Source organism: Vibrio sp. 1249-1 (assembly GCF_033340495.1).
This window is the reverse complement of sequence record NZ_JAWOWJ010000001.1, coordinates 617,024-635,125: the sequence shown is the minus strand read 5'-3', so window position 1 is coordinate 635,125 and position 18,102 is coordinate 617,024. Positions and strand designations below refer to the sequence as shown.

13 protein-coding genes are annotated in these 18,102 nt (G+C 42.2%); 4 read left to right on the top strand and 9 right to left on the bottom strand.

The genetic code is table 11. The features are described from left to right. Positions 1-120 precede the first annotated feature (120 nt). Both rarD and R7Z50_RS02730 read right to left on the bottom strand, forming a co-directional pair. Positions 121-1,026: an EamA family transporter RarD gene (gene rarD, locus R7Z50_RS02735; protein WP_104976592.1), complete on the bottom strand. Its 906-nt coding sequence runs from the start codon at positions 1,024-1,026 to the stop codon at positions 121-123. A 103-nt stretch (positions 1,027-1,129) separates the two neighbouring features. Then, complete coding sequence (locus R7Z50_RS02730; protein ID WP_042520743.1) at positions 1,130-1,852, bottom strand: sulfite exporter TauE/SafE family protein; 723 nt, start codon at positions 1,850-1,852, stop codon at positions 1,130-1,132. A 444-nt stretch (positions 1,853-2,296) separates the two neighbouring features. Here R7Z50_RS02730 and R7Z50_RS02725 point away from each other — a divergent pair, with 444 nt between their 5' ends. Continuing rightward, a complete protein-coding gene (locus R7Z50_RS02725; RefSeq protein WP_170896956.1) occupies positions 2,297-2,827 on the top strand; it encodes a prepilin-type N-terminal cleavage/methylation domain-containing protein in 531 nt (176 codons plus the stop codon). Positions 2,828-2,876: 49 nt separating this feature from the next. On the opposite strand, the gene R7Z50_RS02720 is transcribed toward R7Z50_RS02725, so the two are convergent. Then, positions 2,877-3,857, bottom strand: coding sequence for a chemotaxis protein (locus tag R7Z50_RS02720; protein ID WP_025998672.1), 981 nt, complete (start codon positions 3,855-3,857; stop codon positions 2,877-2,879). A 684-nt stretch (positions 3,858-4,541) separates the two neighbouring features. On the opposite strand from R7Z50_RS02720, the gene R7Z50_RS02715 reads away from it, so the two are divergent. Beyond that, positions 4,542-5,150, top strand: a complete 609-nt coding sequence (locus tag R7Z50_RS02715) for a response regulator transcription factor (protein WP_318148852.1) — start codon at positions 4,542-4,544, stop codon at positions 5,148-5,150. Here R7Z50_RS02715 and R7Z50_RS02710 read toward each other — a convergent pair. The 5 genes from R7Z50_RS02710 to R7Z50_RS02690 all read right to left on the bottom strand — a co-directional run bounded on the left by R7Z50_RS02710 (position 5,147) and on the right by R7Z50_RS02690 (position 12,976). Beyond that, positions 5,147-6,034, bottom strand: coding sequence for a LysR family transcriptional regulator (locus R7Z50_RS02710; RefSeq protein WP_318148851.1), 888 nt, complete (start codon positions 6,032-6,034; stop codon positions 5,147-5,149). The two genes, R7Z50_RS02715 and R7Z50_RS02710, sit on opposite strands and share 4 nt — an antisense overlap. A gap of 157 nt (positions 6,035-6,191) precedes the next feature. After that, positions 6,192-7,562, bottom strand: a complete 1,371-nt coding sequence (locus R7Z50_RS02705) for a GGDEF domain-containing protein (protein ID WP_054701765.1) — start codon at positions 7,560-7,562, stop codon at positions 6,192-6,194. Between the two features lie 9 nt (positions 7,563-7,571). Beyond that, entirely contained in the window at positions 7,572-8,168 is a 597-nt protein-coding gene (locus R7Z50_RS02700; protein ID WP_017635347.1) for a response regulator transcription factor, read from the bottom strand. Continuing rightward, positions 8,161-9,327 (bottom strand): EAL domain-containing response regulator, encoded by a 1,167-nt coding sequence (locus R7Z50_RS02695; RefSeq protein WP_318148850.1) that lies wholly within the window; start codon positions 9,325-9,327, stop codon positions 8,161-8,163. The genes R7Z50_RS02700 and R7Z50_RS02695 overlap by 8 nt, the downstream gene beginning before the upstream one ends. Further along, on the bottom strand, positions 9,311-12,976 hold the full coding sequence (locus tag R7Z50_RS02690; protein ID WP_206969589.1) for an ATP-binding protein: 3,666 nt from the start codon (positions 12,974-12,976) through the stop codon (positions 9,311-9,313). Before R7Z50_RS02690 ends, R7Z50_RS02695 begins: the two co-directional genes overlap by 17 nt. Before the next feature lie 447 nt (positions 12,977-13,423). On the opposite strand from R7Z50_RS02690, the gene ylqF reads away from it, so the two are divergent. Then, a complete protein-coding gene (ylqF, locus tag R7Z50_RS02685; protein ID WP_005376521.1) occupies positions 13,424-14,368 on the top strand; it encodes a ribosome biogenesis GTPase YlqF in 945 nt (314 codons plus the stop codon). 337 nt (positions 14,369-14,705) lie between these two features. Continuing rightward, positions 14,706-15,887: an alpha-hydroxyketone-type quorum-sensing autoinducer synthase gene (gene cqsA / locus R7Z50_RS02680; protein WP_206969598.1), complete on the top strand. Its 1,182-nt coding sequence runs from the start codon at positions 14,706-14,708 to the stop codon at positions 15,885-15,887. Between the two features lie 103 nt (positions 15,888-15,990). Here the strand turns inward: cqsA and R7Z50_RS02675 are convergent, their stop codons facing one another. After that, complete coding sequence (locus tag R7Z50_RS02675) at positions 15,991-18,036, bottom strand: response regulator (RefSeq protein WP_065275248.1); 2,046 nt, start codon at positions 18,034-18,036, stop codon at positions 15,991-15,993. Between the last annotated feature and the right edge of the window lie 66 nt (positions 18,037-18,102).

Sequence of the window (18,102 nt, the reverse complement as noted above, 5' to 3'; positions counted from 1 at the left end):
ATCTCAAGTTATGATTTCTATTCGGGCAAAAAACGAAAGCCAATGCTTCATGACATTAAAAATGCCCTCGAATGGAGGGCATAAGAATAAAGAAGCTAATATGTGAGAATATTGAAACCACTATAAGGGGTGTTTGACCAGCTTTTTGCGCCGATGCCCTTTGATAATACTTTCAAAAATTGTGAACAACAGCCCTACCCAAATAAATGCAAAGGTCACCGCTTTCACTTCGTCAAACAACTCGCCAAAAAACATAACTGCCAACACAAACTGCAAGCTTGGCTCGATGTATTGCATTAGACCGACGGTTGATAAATTAGTTATACGTATTGCGATAGAATAAAATACGAGTGGTAAAAGTGTGATAGGTGCACTGCCAAAATACAAAAGCAATGTTGTGGTATCTGTGCCCGAAGCCAGTTCGCCAGTTGCCCATTGTTTATAGAGCAAATAGGCGAGTGCAACTGGAGTCAGTAACAACGCCTCAACAAACAAGGTTGTACTCCAGTCATAATTTATCTTCTTCTTGTACAGCCCATACAAAGCAAAGAACAACCCCATCGTTAGTGCGATAACGGGCAGCTGACCATAGTGAATCACTTGGTACATAACACCAATTGTTGCCAGCACGATTGCAATAAGTTTGCCTTTTGAGAGCTTATCCCCAAGAATAAATACGCCCAGCGCAACAGATACTAATGGCCCAATAAAGAAGCCTAAGCTGGCATCGATGACCCGATGATGGGTCAAAGCCCAAGTGAACGCACTCCAAGAAATACACATCAAACTGCTCGCCACAAACGTGTACCACAAGGATTTTTTATCAAGCCAGATTTCTTTCCAATTCAGCCCTCGACGGGTTATCCCAAGTACAATTAGAAACCCGACAGGTACAGACCCAATGATTCGCCATGCTAGCAACTCATCCATAGAAGCATTTGGTAAATAACGATAATAAATTGGTAGCAATCCCCAGATCACAAAGGAGAATGCTGCCATAAAAGTGCCATAACGAGTGTTATTCATAAAACTATCGCCCATCTAAACGACCAAATTTGGCGTAAGTAAACAAGTCCGCCATACATAAAAAGGAATGCAATCCCGCAGTGACTTTATGATGCAGATGGCATTATTGGCTCAACGCTTGTACGACGGCGGTAAAGCCACTCACAAAACACAACATAAGTGCCCCAAACCGAATCTTTTCTTTTGGTAACGACTGGGTAGTTTTCATTGCTAGCCAGTAACCAAGCGCCGCAGCAGGTAATAGAGGAATAGTAATGACCAAATGATGCAATGTGAAGAAGCCCACTGGGATTTGTACTATTAGTGAAATAATCGAACTGAAAACAAAAAAAGCCGATAAGTTGCCGCGTAACTGATTCGCTTCTTGATGCTGCAACAATAACGCCATCGGAGGGCCTCCAATCGCAGAACTGGTACCAAACAACCCAGAAAAGAAACCAGCACATGTCATACGCGAAGGCGTAGGCTCAACCCGAAACGGTAAAACACTCACCACGACTGCAAACAGCACCAACAAACCAATCCAAAGCGTGAGAGTTTGTGTAGATACAAAAAAGAGTAGCAAGCCACCAGCAATTGATCCCGGCACTCGCCCAATCAACGCCATCTTTAAGCCGCCGATTTCAACACTACTGCGGTGCTTCATCGCATTCATCAACGAAATAAATAACGCGACTAAACAGATTGGCGCAGGAACATATTCTGGCGCCCAAAGAATCAGTAAAGGTGCGGCAACAATAGCCAAGCCAAAACCGATTGCGGTCTGGACATAAGAGCCAAGAAATATCAAACCTATTGCAAGGAAGTTTATCGAATCGAATTCCATTTAGATTATTCTTATATTTGAAAAATAAACACAAAACCAAAGCACATTCGCATGCCGAATACCTCAGGCACACTGCGATATGAATTCCGCGTAGCATTCATCAAAGTGAATAAAAAGACAATCCATTTGTGCGGTTCGCCCTCATTTGCATTTTGTATTTCATTCCACTGATGTACATGTTTGCTTACATCGAAGAGGATTCATGCTCGCCTGTTCACGCAGCATTTCTTCAGCGGAATTAATGACCTCTTAAAATCTAGCAGAATTAGACCCGTGAATTCTCCGTAGCATTTAATGGATTCAGTCAATTAGTGCGGCGTCGGTATAGCACTTTACAACTCACCTCCTTATACTACTGATCGATTTATCATTACCGTACTTATTTACACAATAAACAAGTGTACGGTCAGTGTTTTTCTACCTTTAACTTGCTGTGAAAATAATATGAAAAAACAAACGGGATTTACTCTAATAGAGTTAGTCGTAGTTATTGTCGTGCTCGGTATTCTTGCTGTCACTGCCGCGCCACGCTTTTTAAACCTTCAAAGTGATGCACGTGAAGCTCGTTTGGAAGGAATGAAAGGCGCTATTGCGTCAGCATTAGGCGTAGGTTATGGGAAAATGGCGATTGCGGGATTGGAAAGCAAGCCTTACGTTTCAAACTTCGTAGACAGTGCTTTAATGGCAGATTTACCATTTGACGGCTGTAATATTGGTGGTTCAAAGCGCTGTGTTTTTTTATATGGATACCCTGATTCTGATAGCGAATCGATGAAGTTACTCGTGCAAGGACTGAACGAAGAAGACTCGGATTGGAAAACATTTCATCACCCGGCTGGTTCAACAACTCGCGAAATGGTCATTGCTGCAGCCGACGAAAAAAATAGTAGCCTAACTCAATGCGGAATTTTATATGGGCCACCGCAGACTCCAAACGAGAGTTACACCTTAGATATTCTTCCCTGCCCTCAATAAAAATAAGGCTGCCAATCGGCAGCCTTATTTGTTTCATCTGATCGGTTTTTTACGCAAAGTTAAACACGTATTTATCCATCATATTCACCATGCGGCCAATCTCTGGCTTGGTAATCGTATCATTTGCGCCAAGAGATAGTGCTTTCGCTCGGTTATCCTCACTCATCAATGACGAGAACATAATGATCGGCATTTCATGAAACGCTTCGGTATCTCGTAGTCTCTTCACTAAGTGCATACCATCCATTCGAGGCATTTCTACGTCCGTAACCACCGCATCTAATAGCTCTTTAACTGGCAAGTTTTCTTCTTTCGCAACCTCGATCAAGCTCATCAACTTCTCATGCGCCTCACCACCGTCTTTACATGTGATCACATTGTAGCCTGAAGAAGCTAATGTATCTTGGATCAAAGAGCGAATAAATGCTGAGTCATCCACCACCATGATCGTTTTAGCATTACGCTTACCGACCATTCTCTGGTTGAGATCCACCGACTTGTCCCCTTTCACATCGTATTTTTCCATACTCAATTCTGGGTTGATGTCTGCGATGATTTTTTCAAAGTCGAGAATCATGATCAGGTTGCCTTCTTTACGGACAACGGCTACTACACAATCTTGTTCGCCCGCTTCCAAAAACTGACTTGGTGATTCCACATCATTCCAAGAGATGCGATGAATACGCGAAATGCTGTCAATTAAGAAGCCGTTGGTCATTTTGTTGAAATCCGTAACGATTACAAACTTGCGCTCCAGATCTTGTCGTGTTGGTACACCTAACCAACCAGCTAAATCCACTAAAGGCGTCAGTACATCTCTGGATGAGAACACACCAATCATATGAGGTTGTGCGTTTGGATAATCGGTTGTTTCTGGCACGCGAATCACTTCTCGTACTTTCGCAACGTTAATGCCGTAATAACAAGTTTTTGTGCTGCCATCTGGCAATGTTTTTTCTAAATGAAACTCGATGATTTCAAGCTCATTGGTACCACTTTCTGTCAAAATGGTGCTGGTTACGTTACTCATAAAGCCAATTATCCAACCAAAAATACGCATCAGAAAAAGTTTGATGCAAACGCCATGAGAAGCCATTCTCTGGCTAAAAATCCAAAAGTCCTTTTTAGTCGTTACAACAAAATTTGTAAACCATCAAAAGGACGGCTAACGCACATTTCCATACCAAACCATGTAAAATTGTCTCATTTTTGAACACGAAATTATGAGTGGCCAAAGTGCGAATTAACACCTCCACTTTTAGCGGCCGAGTCAATGAAAAGTTTAGAAATAATTTGAAGTGATGTTCAGCGTCAATAGCCAAACCTATCCAACAGATATCAGTGCAAAGTTGGCTAGCGTGCTCATGCCTGGTGTAGAACAAGCTCTCTTCAAGTGGCTTGGTATAAAACTGCGCTTGCTAACACACGGGTTTAAATCGAAGCGCTAGAAACATCACAAGAAAATCTGAAGGCATAGAACACTGAAAGAATACTTTCAGTTTGTTAGTTTTCTGTCAGCGTAAGTTTTAAGCAATTATCCTATCACTAGGTGCTTCAATACCTGAGCTCGTTATTCCCATAATCAAGACACTGATTTTCACTTTTGGAAAGAGTCATTTTCCTTCCTCTTAGCAAGGTTTTTCCTACAATCCTATTCATCCAATTGCGCTGTTGCCTGACAGCACACTAGTTGATGTATTAGGTGAGGTTAACTTTGAATAATGTTCTTATTATCGACGCTCAACCATTGTATAGCGAAGCTCTTGCTTCTCTAGTTGAATCTGTAGTCAACACAGCTGAAGTGATTCAAACCACTGACAGTGCGGAAGTGATGGATCTTGTTCGAGGCCAAAAGATTGATTTGATTATTTTAGACGTAGTGCTTGGCGACCGCGATGGTATGCGTTTAGCCAAAAACATTTTAGCGACAGGATATCGTGGCCGACTGTTATTTGTTTCTTCACGTGACTACTCGAGTCTTTCTAAAGCAGCGTACGAAATGGGCGCAAATGGCTTCTTAAGCAAACATGAAACAAGAGAGACCATTATTGACGCAATTGTGAGTGTTTCACGCGGTTACTCAATGTTTAAGTCGACTCACACACCATCGTCGGGTAACGTAACACTTTCAAATCGCGAAGCCATGGTGTTCCATTATCTTGTACAAGGCTACTCAAATAAGAAGATTTCTGAACAACTTTCACTCAGCGCTAAAACAATCAGCACCTACAAAACGCGTATTCTGAAAAAGTACCATGCGGACACGTTGATTGAACTTCTGCATACTATTCCTCAGTTAGAAAACATTGAGTTTTGCCGCTAAGCGCTCATGTATTTTGCAATAGCACCGATTAACAACTGGTGCATTGCATCATGTCTTAAGCTTTGCTTCACCTGTACAACCACTTTTGGCCAGTCATCTGGGTAAAAATGCTCTGGCACTCTTATAAATTTATATCCATCAATTGGCGCCTGATATTCAAGTAGCACGGTTGCGGCGCTTTTTTGCTTAATTAGCTTCAATACGCTGCTTACGTTGTCTAGAGCCGCAATACGGTTGATGACCATACCGTGGCTTTCCATTGCACGCTTAACGAGCTGCTCTTTCTCTTTCCAACCGATAATCTCTAACATGATAAAGGGAAGTTTGGCCGCTTCTTCCAGAGTGGTAATTCCCAGCTCTTCAGGGACAACTACCACAGCAGGCGCATAGCCGATGAACTTCTGATAAACAGATTTCGGAACATCCTCGTTGAAGTAATGTAATTGCGCATCCACTTTGCCTAGGATTATCTCTTCTATCGTATACTCTGTAATCGTTGCTATCGAAATGTGCGCCTTGGGAAACAGCGCCATTAAATCCATTGCAAGTAAATGCCCAAATGAGTATTGAGCGGTTTGCGGTAAACAAATGGTGATGTCTTTTTCGTAATTTTCCGGTTCAAACTCATCTCTAATTAGACAAGTTTCAAGCTTCTCGAGTGCATCGGAAATTTTAGGTAATTGACGTTTTAAATAGTCCGTCGGTTCCATGTGGTGAGGATGCCGAATAAACAATTCATCGTTTAGCTGGAGTCGCAATCGGGCAAGGTATTTGCTAATTGACGCTTCGCTCTTCCCCATCGCTTTCGCAACGGGCTTGAGCTGACGGTGCTTATCCAGTAAGACAAGTATTTTAAGTAAGTTTAAGTCGAGATCTTTGTTCACGCGCGACACCAGATGTAAGGTCGAGAATAAATAGAGCAATCACTATTTGTTGACTGCTCTAATATAAAAGACCACTCATTCTGTTTGGTCAAATTAATCAAACAGTTATGTCATGGTTATGTTCCGTAACTTAACATTTAGTCAATACTAGACCTGCTTAATGGGACTTTTGTCTGTGTTTTTTCATCTCATAGAGATCTTCATCTGCACGTACAATAACGTCCTGAAGCGTTTCGTGTAACTCATTCGCCGCGATACCAGTACTCACACTAACCTCGATATCCAAGGTCTTTAGTCGGTTATCTTTAACGACACTACGAAGCTTCTTCGCCAATATTGAAGATTGGCTGATACTGCAACCTGGCAGAATCGCAACAAACTCATCACCACCAGTTCGAACTAGATAATCACTATTTCGAAACACTTTAGACATAGCACCAGCAATAACCCCAATAACTTCGTCCCCTACATGGTGGCCGTAATGGTCATTGATTCGCTTGATCCTATCGCCATCTATTGCAATGACGGAATATGGCGCGGTTTCCAAACGACGTTTGAACTCGCTATCTTGAAAAACTCTGCGGTTAAACAATCCCGTTAAATCATCTTTCGTCACGTTCGTCAGTGCTTTCGCGAGGCGAAGTTTGCTCTCTTTAGATTCATAAGCTTTGTTGTAATACGCTAAGGTTACGAAAAAGAAGATGATAAACAAGAACACGTAATCCAATACAATTTTACTGAATGGGTACATGTAAACGATAAGATTGTTGTTGTCTGCGACATATGATTGGGTGTACGCGAATGATGGAAAGGGGTAGCCAGCGAAATAAATCACCATTTGTTTGTTCCCATTCGCTATTTGAACATCCACCGCTTTCCCATCATTATAAAGCGGCGAGAGGTATAATTGTTCCGAGAACTCTCCCACTAACTCACCTTGAAAGTAAACCGGACTCATGATGCTTATCGCCATGTCATCGGAGTATGTCGTTTTAAATGGTAGGGAAAACAATACCCGGTCCGTTAGTTGCTCTTTCCACGCGGCTAACACACAAGAATAGTTACTTTTACACCAATCAACATCAAATGTGGCTTTCACTCCCTCTAGCGCTTCAATCGGTCTCTCTAAGATGAGTTTGTTTCCAGTATAAGAACGAAAATACATAACGGCATTTTGTCGATTGAACGCATTTGATAAATACGCTTCAGCCTGATGAAGCGATTTCCGTGCAACAGCTTCAACGTAATTGAGTTTTTCATAAGGTGACAGGGAGTAAATCGCATCTTGAAAGCTCAGCTCTGTTTGCGCTTCTACTTCACTCACGCTCATGCCTTTGTATTGCTCGAGCTGCGCTTCCGTCAATAGCCCCATGAGAATTACTTTTTGTTTTATTTTGGCTAAATTATTCGCGTAAGTGTTGAACTGCTTTACTTCATAAGAAATTAACACCGCACCAATCATTGTGACAGAAGTGACGAATAGTAATGTTGCGATGAAAAGAGACAACGCGATACTTTTAAGTGTCATGATGCGGTCTTACGCCCCCGCCACTCTTGTTAGCTCAACAATGTTCTTTACGTTAAATTTATCCAATAGACGGCGTTTGTATGTGCTGACTGTTTTGTCACTTATTGATAGCACTGAAGCGATTTCTCTATTGGACTTTCCTTGTAGTAAATACTTCATTACTGCACTTTCTCTGCTTGAAAGTTGTGGCATTTCTCGAACGCTGTTAACAACTTGCTTAAATTTGAAGAAGGTATACCCCTTCTCTACCGCTTCTATCGCGTCTTTAAGAATGTCGTGATTTTCCGATTTACACACATAGCCATCAGCGCCAGAACGAAAAGCCATTTGGCTGTACATTTGGCTAGTTTCAGCGGAGAAGAAAATGACTTTGCCTTCATAACCATGGGATTTGATACGTTTGTAGAAATCAAACCCATCGCAATCTGCCAAGTTCACATCTAAGATCAACAGTTGAATTTCTTCCTTTTTCAATATTTGTAATGCCATCTTCGCTGATGTTGCAGTAAATACCCCATTTGTTTTCCCTAACTCTTCCAACAACGACTTGATTGCAACACAAACGAGAGGATGATCGTCAAAGATCAAGTAATTCAATTTATTCATATCTTTCATTTAGTATGGTTATGGCTTCTAGTGGCATGGGTTTATCAATGTAGAAGCCTTGGCAAAGATCAATCCCATACTCACGTATCGCTTGCAGTGTGACTTCGTCTTCAATACCTTCCGCGACCAGTCGTATATTCAAACTTTTCGCTAACGCGCAAATAGCAACAACGATGTTGCGTTTTTTGATGTCGCATTCGACACCTTGTACAAACGAACGATCGATTTTTAACTCGTTGAATGGCAGTTGAGCCAGTTTTTCAAACGTTGATGAACCCGTGCCAAAATCATCTATTGAGACAGTGACACCGTTCATCCTCAACTTGAGTAAATTCTTGTACAGGGACGCGCTAGTCTGAAATGTATCTCGCTCTGTAATTTCAATGGTGATTTGTGATGGGTCAATCTCGCTCTCTAAACATTGCTGTAAAAAGTAATGAGAGAACGCCGTATCTTCTAAATTTTCATGGTCTACATTGATGGATACGTTTTGCGTCAATCCGCGGTGTTTCATGTCATAGATAACATTACTCAATACAGCTTGAAACAACTCTCCTGAAAGGCGGCAACGCTCTACAATTGGCAAAAAATAATGAGGGGGTAACACACCATAAATAGGATGATTCCAACGCGCGAGCGCTTCATACCCAAGCACTTCCCCACTTTGCACATCGACTAAAGGCTGGTAATAATTTTTCACTCGCCCTTCAGCCAGAGCAAACAGGAATTCTTGATCTTCTACTTCAATAGGTTGAGCAAAGCTGACTTGTTTCGCTTTTTCATCTTTTATTTTACACAACAAATCAACGACTTCATTTTCATCGTATGGCTTAGGCAGCTTCCCCAATACTTCAAAACTAAATCCCTCGCACATGGCTCTTACCGCAGAAATAATGGTCAATTCCATTGCACTGACCAGTACAACTTGCCCCTGGTACTGGACTTCATCGAGCATTTCCATCATATCGATACCGTCTTTTCCGGGCATTTGGATATCACAAAAAATTACGTCAAAATGTTGTTCCTGCACACTCTGAATAGCAGCATCCACACAGTTAAAAGGGATGACTTGCGCGCAATAGCGATCCAATATTTGCGAAAGTATTGTGGTTTGTAGCGGATGGTCATCAATCACCATCACATTAAGTTGTGTATTCATTTGTCTCTACCCAATAGTTTATGTTTTCGATCTCCTGCTCGATTCGTAAAATTAGCTCCGCTGTTCGCCTGTCAAACTCCGCAGCAGTAACTCGTTCTGCCTCAATACAAAGCTCAGCCAGCATGCTTACCCCTATCGCCCCAACCGCTCCTTTGATGCCATGAATGACCCGTTTTTTGTCTCGCTCAGTCGATGCGGCGTTTAAGTTTTTTATATCTGTAGACATTGATTGACTAAACACGCGCGCAATCTCTTTTGCGTCCTGTGCTTTGAACCGTTTAATCCAGCCGGGCAGCCTACCCCTCTCTTTTTCGCCAATAAATGGAATCAAAACGGTTTTTAATTGATTAAGGTCATAGGGCTTGTAGAGCACATCATCAATCCCGATATCCTGTGTGCGCTCAATGGCAAGACGAGCATCTTCTGCTGTCATACCGATGATTGGAATTGCTTTAAATTCGGAGTTTTTCACGTGCCTAACAAGCTCATAGCCATCCATTTCTGGCATATGAAAATCGGTCAGCAGCAACACAACGTTTTCATCTTGGTTGATGTATTCCCATGCTTCGCGGCCGTTATTCACAATGACAGGTTCGATTCCAAGTTCATGAAGCTGCATTGCTATCACACTTTGGTTAATGGGATTATCTTCTGCGACCAGTACCGTGCCGAGAACCCAAGAAACCACTTCTTGATTTACGTCACTAAGCTTGGTTTCTTGCTGCGTTTGGCTGAGCAAATTGAACAATGTATCTGGATATTGAATCTCTCTTAGCGTAAGACTGCCAAGTACCCTTTGTTCGTCACGCAGCATTAGGCCATTAAAACTGGCATCGCTGTCGTGTATAGGGTGAAGGTTCGCCACCATTGTTTTTAACGTCGCTGGACGCATTTTCCACGCGTTACACCACTGGCGAATATTAAGTGGTAAGCTCTCGCTATACGTCCAGTTCAAACAAACGTCTGGCTCAGAGTCGCAATGCTCAATTGGCAGTCTGACAGTAATCGTCGTGCCCAAGCCAAATTGTGAATCGAAGCAGAGCACGCCGCCCATGCAGTCGATCAATCGGTCAACAATGCTTAGCCCCAATCCAGTACCGCCATATTTACGCGTAATAGTGTCATCCGCTTGAACAAAAGGATTGAGGATGCCTTCGAGTTGGTCATCCGTCATGCCGATACCTGAATCCGCCACTTTCAAAATAAGCTGCTTTTCATGAAGAATGACACTGATTCCAACTTCTCCTTCGGCAGTGAATTTCACCGCATTGGAGAGTAGATTGGTGGTAATTTGCACCAATCGCAGCGCGTCGATTTCAATGAAAGCATTCGAAAATGGTTTGATTGTCACTTTGTAATCCAAACCTTTCGCAAGCGCTCGTGGTTCAAAGCTTCGAAACACATCGCACAAGGTTTTAAGCAAGTCGGTCTTAACTGGGGCGACGGTTAAGTGCCCTGCCTCTAACTTTGAATAATCCAGTACTTCGTCTACTAGCGTATTCAAATGATTGAGCGAGCGTATGGCTTGGGCAATTAACTCGCGATTTGAATCTGCCGTCACTTGGCGATTTAGCAAATCGAGGATGCCGTGTGCTGCCGACAATGGCGTTCTTAATTCGTGACTCATGGTTGCCAAAAAGTTTTCGCGCGCACGTACCGCGGTTTGCGCTTCTTTTTGCGCATCGATTAACGCCTGCTCACGTTCTTTTTGCTGGGTAATATCTTGAATAACAGTCAGTACAAACTTGTTCTTACCGCTAGGAGAAGCGATGACTTTGCGTTCTCGATATACATGTTTAATATCAAGTTCACAGCCCGACGAGGCAACCTCTTCTGAAATACGCTTTCCAGCGATAACAGTGGTTAGTTCATCAAAATTATTCACCAGAGGAGCGTGCGCAGAATCACTTTTCAACTTACATTGTTGGCACTGTTTACTGTTGTAGTTGGCACAATTGCTCATCTCCATATGGTTATTTTCACTATGGATAAAAACCAAGCTATTGATCTCTTTGATGATGTCCATCAGCCATTGCTTTTCCGCTTCCTCATTGTCAGCATTAAATTCGGCTAACCTCACTTTAAGTCGCATGTGAGATAAGATGAAATACGCCGCAATTAACATGAGACAGAATATGAATGAACCAGCAACAACAAATGTAGCGATCTGCTCCGCGTCATAGCCATAAGTCAGTTTGAAGCTTCGGTGAGAACGCAGCAGTTTTTCGATCTCGTTAGAATCAATGGTTTCGATGATGCTGTTCAACATGTGTTGAAGTTGTGTATTGTGGTTTGCAACCGCAAATGCATTAGAGAACGTCAAAACGTCCTCCGCATTGATCACCAAGCCATCGACTTGATCTTGTGCAATCATGTTGTGAACGATGTCGTCAGGAATGTAAGCCACATCCAAAACGCCCGATTTCAAATCGGTAAGCAGCTTTTTCAAATCATCATAATGATCAACTTGGCCTTGCTGCCAAGTGCCCAAATGAACTAACCCTTGCTTTTTCAAAGTGAGCAGAATACCCGCTTCTTTCAGTGCAGATTTATCGCGCTTGCTCTGCTCCGCTTGGATAGCCACGTAATTACTGTGCATGAATGGTTTAGTGAACAACCAATCTGACTTAGGTAGCTCACCCACATAAGAGATGGGGACTATATCGGCATCAAATGCCGTTAATCCATTTGAAAGGCTCGACGTCGGCTTCACATACTTAAAGCTCAAGCCAGTACGAGACTGCAATAAGTCGACAAAATCTGGAAAGAAGCCATCTAACTCGCCCGTTTGCGAATCTCGGTAGAGAAACGGATAAGCTTCGTCACTGCTGCTGTAAGTTATCACTAGTTTGTTTTGATGATTACGTCGGTAATCTACCAATAACTTATCACTGATATGGTAAGGATTTTTCGAGGCGACGGAGCGAATGTTTTTTCCATTTTGCTCCCACTGAAGGATTTTGTTGATGTCATCGATCAGACTCTGTTTGTCCAACGAAGCGATAAAACTCACCTCTTCGTTTTTCAACCAACTGGGAATATCGACAACCCCTTTTACAATGTCATTCAAATCCAAATATTGGGTAATACCAACATAAGTGTAAATCAGCGCGTTCGCTTTACCTCGCTTAACTTCATTAAACGCCTCTAAACGTGTTTTAACATAATGTATCTTATCGATACCACGTTCAGTGAGGTTGTCACAATACACACTGCCCTCAACACACACCCATTTAAGATCACGCGCATCACTATCTCGGTAAGTGGCATTCCGATACCAAACAGCGATAGTGCTCGAAAAGAAAGGCATCGAAAACAAGAAACGCTTTTCTCTTGCTGCTGTTTTACTAAATCCAACCGCACCATCAATCTTCTTGCTTTCGACATCCGCAAGTAAAGACGGAATATGCTTGTAAGTCCGAAGTTCTAACTCATAATCCAAAGCTTTAGTAATGTTAGACAAATACTCAAGACTAATTCCGTACGAAGGACCAACGCTACCGTCAAACGAGTCTTTAGCTTCGTCTTGCGCAATAACACCAACGATGACCTTCGGTTTAGGACTCTGTTTGGCAGTTGAGCAAAAAGAACTCGCTAAAAAAATTAAGGCGACGGACGATACCGTAATACTTCTAAGAATACTGAGCATGACTGCTTCCTCTGAATGGAAGCTCAGACTAGTTTTTGTCAGATAAAAGTCAAACTTAGCTCAATAGTGAAATAAAAATAACACTCTGATATAAAAGTAAAAAACCAAAATTCGTCAGAACAATCTGACAACACAATCCACCTTTGACTACACAGCGTTTGCGTTCGGTCTCTCACCCAGACGGATATTCACTGCGAGTCGGTATACATAAGGGATGTGTGCTTTTAGGTTTGCACGCCATAGCTTTTTACTTTCATCTTGAATGATTCATCATCATTCCATGATAAACTGGCGTATTAACATGAAAGAAAGCTCAACTCCGCGGTTTCGAGCAGCTTGAAGTAAACACAGTTTTAGAAAATGCGTTCTAGTATTGTATTACTCAAGACTCACATTGCTACTTTTACAACCGCTGGAGCATTAGAAAAATTAAGGTATTAAATTCAAATGGTTAATAACTCAATCCAGTGGTTTCCTGGCCACATGCACAAAGCACGTAAAGAGATCGAAGAAGCAATCCCTCAAGTGGATGTGATCATCGAAGTACTGGATGCTCGTATTCCTTTCAGTAGTGAAAACCCTTTGATTTCTCAAATCCGTGGTGACAAACCTGTCGTTAAAGTTTTGAACAAACGTGATTTGGCCGATCCAGAATTAACTCAACTGTGGATTGAGCACTTGGAGCAAGAGCAACATGTAAAAGCAATGGCGATCACGACTTCTGAACCACAAGAAGTGCATCGAATCATGGAGCTTTGCCGCAAACTTGCCCCACACCGAGAAGAAATTGGTAAAAACATTCGCACCATGATCATGGGCATCCCAAACGTTGGAAAGTCGACGATCATTAACACCCTCGCAGGTCGAACAATCGCTGTAACAGGTAACCAACCCGCGGTTACACGTCGTCAACAACGTATCAACCTGCAAAATGGCATCGTATTATCTGATACTCCAGGGATTTTATGGCCAAAAGTGGAAAATCCACACAGTGGCTTCCGCCTTGCGGCTACTGGCGCGGTAAAAGATACAGCGATGGAATATGACGAAGTCGCATTCTATACCATTGAATACCTAGCAGCTCATTATGCAGACAAACTTAAAGAGCGTTATCAAATTGAAGAGCTTCCAGAATCAGATATCGAGATCATGGAAGAAATTGGTCGTCGCCGCGGTGCACTACGTGCAGGTGGACGTGTTGACTTGCACAAAGTATCAGAGATCTTATTGCACGAACTTCGTCAAGGCACTTTGGGCCAAATTACATTAGAACGCCCAGAAATGATCACTCAAGAGCTGATTGAAGTCGAGATTGAAACCGCCCGTAAAGAAGAAGAGAAAGCGAAGCGTAAAGAAGAGCGTCGTAAGCGCTATTTACGTAATAAGCGATAAGCTTGTCTCTTATCTACTCATGTTTCAAGGCGCGATTTTCGCGCCTTTTTTGTTATCTAATGCGCCCATTTTTTTCACTTTTCAAACTTTATATTCCTCATCCAAAATCCCAGATATGAAGCACGAAAAAACACCGCAAAATCGCCGTATAAACTTTAAGCACAAACTAGTTTAGACCCCGGGCCCCTATAGAGTTACAGCCACCATCCAACCCTCAAATGTCGAGTTTGCAAGGGTCTGCAAACTTATGCAACCTGGTTAGTGACACTCTCCCCAAAATCCGCAATATGAATAAGTGTCAGCGCTGGCGTTTTTCCATATGAAGAAGAGATTTATTATGAGTGAAACTATACAAAGCAAACCACTTCCCTCCTTTATCGAGGAACGCCTAGATTTTTATATTCAAGATCTAATCGAACCGAATGAGAACAAAAAACACCTTGTTCTTGGTAAACGCCCACCGTGTAATGCCGTTGTCCTGCAAAGCAATGATTACCTTGCACTGTCTCATAATAAGGAGATTCAAAACGCGCATCGTGATGCGATTTCCCAGCACGATGACAACGTCGTGATGTCCGCGATTTTCTTACAAGACGATGAATCGAAACCTGTATTTGAAACGCAACTAGCCAGTTTCGTTGGTATGCCTAGTTGTCTACTTTCTCAATCTGGTTGGGCTGCGAATGTCGGTTTATTGCAGACTATTTGTGCACCGAACATACCTGTGTACATTGATTTCTTTGCACATATGTCTTTGTGGGAAGGCGCACGTATTGCCGGAGCACAAATTCATCCGTTCATGCATAACAACACCAGTCACCTAAGAAAACAGATTTCACGTCACGGTTCAGGGATCATTGTTGTGGATTCGGTTTACAGCACTATCGGGACCATCGCTCCTCTACGTGATATCTACGAAATAGCACAGGAGTTTGACTGCGGCCTGGTTGTAGATGAATCACACTCTTTAGGTACACACGGTCCACAAGGTGCGGGGATACTGCAGGGTCTTGGCTTAACTCATAAGGTAGATTTTATTACCGTTAGTCTTGCCAAGACATTTGCTTATCGTGCTGGCGCGATTTTAGGCCCAGAAAAACTGGCGAAGACGCTTCCATTTGTGGCGTACCCTGCAATATTTAGTTCTACCGTATTACCGCAAGAGATCATTCGGCTAGAGAAAACACTGGAAGTCATAAGAAAATCAGATGATAAGCGAGATATTCTGTTTGAAAGAGCCAAGTCTTTAGCCGTTGGTTTAAAACGCATTGGATTTACTATTCGCAGTGAATCACAAATTATCGCATTAGAATGTGGTAACGAGAGAAACACTGAGCGAGTCCGCGACTTTCTCGAAGAGCGAAATGTTTACGGCGCAGTGTTTTGCCGCCCTGCAACTGGAAGGAACAAAAACATCATCCGTTTTTCAGTCAATGCAGACATGACAGCTGCTGAAGTTGATCATGTACTCACTGTCTGCCAACAAGCATTTGCACACCCTGACTTAGAGTTTGTGTAAGTTAGTGTGTAGATAAAACTAAAGAGCTCAACAGTTTTGCTGAGCTCTTTATTCGTGTTATTCGTTGTGAGCAACTCGCCTCAAGAAAACAAGTCGCGAATGATTAGATCCAGTTTGCGATTTTATCGAACAAACGATTTTTATCCGCCGGTTTTACGATGAAGTCAGACATACCCGAAGACCCAATTTTGTCCAACGTGACAGGTGAACTATCCCCTGTATGTGCAATAATAGGTACCGACGCATAGTTTTTATCCGAGCTTCGAATTCGCCTAGACGCTTCTACACCATCCATAATTGGCATTTCGATATCCATCAGAATGAGATCAACATCTTCTTGCTCTAGTGTATCCAGAGCCTGCTGCCCGTCTTCTTTCTGAATCACTTCAAAGCCTTGCTTTTCAAGTAACATTGCCGTGAATTTACGCAAAGATTCATTATCATCCACGACCATAATTGTGCGCTTATTTGAATTATCTAACGTCACCGAGGCCGTTGGTGTCGGTACATAGCTTGAATCATATAAGAGACGCTCAATAGTTGGTTTAGTATTCAATAACCAGGCTTGCGTTTCGATCCAAATAGGTTCATATGCAGCCTTACGTGCTCTCTGAGTCGGATGATGCTCAAAAAGATAAACTATGCGTGCTTCAGTGAAAGACAAGAGAGATTCTAATCTATCCAATTGGTTTGCTCTTGGATCTAAGCTCTCAAGATCGATAAAAATCAGATCGAATTCGAACTCGTACTCTTTCTTTTTGAGTACTTGGTTGGCATCTAAAATCGTCGAGTCAAAGCCCATAAAACGGCTAATATCTGTTACTTTAGACACCAAGATATCTTGGCTAGTCACCGTTAGAATGGTTTTGAGTTTAGTCAGATCGTTTTTGATTTCAGTAACGGTATCAGATGTCGTTAGTGGGAAAGTTAACGTAAATTGAGACCACTCCCCTAACTGAGATTGACACTCAATGTTCCCCCCAAATGAACGCATGACTTTTTTACAAAACGGTAGACCCAAACCATAACTTCCTGATTTGCCAGTGGTGTAAAAGTCTTGAAAGATATTGCGTAGAACATCAGGAGCAATGCCAGCACCATTATCGGTTACAACAATTTGATTAAAGCGTTCTGAACTTATCATGGATACATGTATGTGAAAATCTTCAGATTTACGGTGATGGAAGGCATTCTTGAAGAGGTTATACATAACGTATTTAAGTAATGTATCACTACCTAGAAACTCAAACTCACTTCTCGCATCCAGCGATATGGCAAACCGATCAGTGGCACGTTTATAACTGAAGCTTTCAATTGCCTGTTCAACGACCGAGTGAACTGAATATTTTTTGAAGCTAGAACGAGAAACTCGATTTTCATCAATCGAAGTTAGCAATAAATCGATGGTTTCATTACCCGATTGGATAATGTTCATTGCATCCTGACTCACTTCACGTAATAAGGTGACATCCTCTACACTCATGACGTACTGCTCTTTTCCTGCCTCTTTCATGTTGGGCAAGATCGACTGGATAACATCTATTGAAGTGCAAAGCCCACTCAACGGGTTACGCATTTCATGTGCGATCCCTGCCCCGAATGATTTTGCCAGCGAGACTTTCGCTTCATGTTCAACTTGGTTACGAAAATAGAACAAATTACCGAAGACATAAATAAACAGAAAGATTGGCACATGAGTCCAATCCATGGTCAAGTCAAGATGGAACCCTTTTGCAACCCAAGCGAAGAATGTTGCTAAACCTATCCCAGCAAAGGTTTGAGCAAACATGACCCTAGTAACATGAACCAGTAAAATGTGTAAGAAAATTGCAGACATAAACGACATAACCCATACATTGGACCAGTCATTCATCAGTAACATATAAAAAAAGAAAAACGGTAAGCACAGCGTTATCGTCACTTGGTAGTAAATAGGAACATAATCTCTCCAAGTCGATGATAAGCGGTTTCTAAAAATGATGCCGAAAAACAATAACGAGCAAAACAATCTAAGAGATAAATTTTCATAAGCCTGTGGAAAGGCAAACTCCCAGACAAAGTAGTACAGCGGAAAGCCAAGAAACCCCATCCAGCCAACGAGAGTTAGGTTTGGTTCTGCATATTGATAAACCTTACGTATCGAGTCCATATAATCTGTTTTGCTTACTCCGCCTGACGCACAATAGTGTGATTTTGATTCACTTTTATCGTTTTA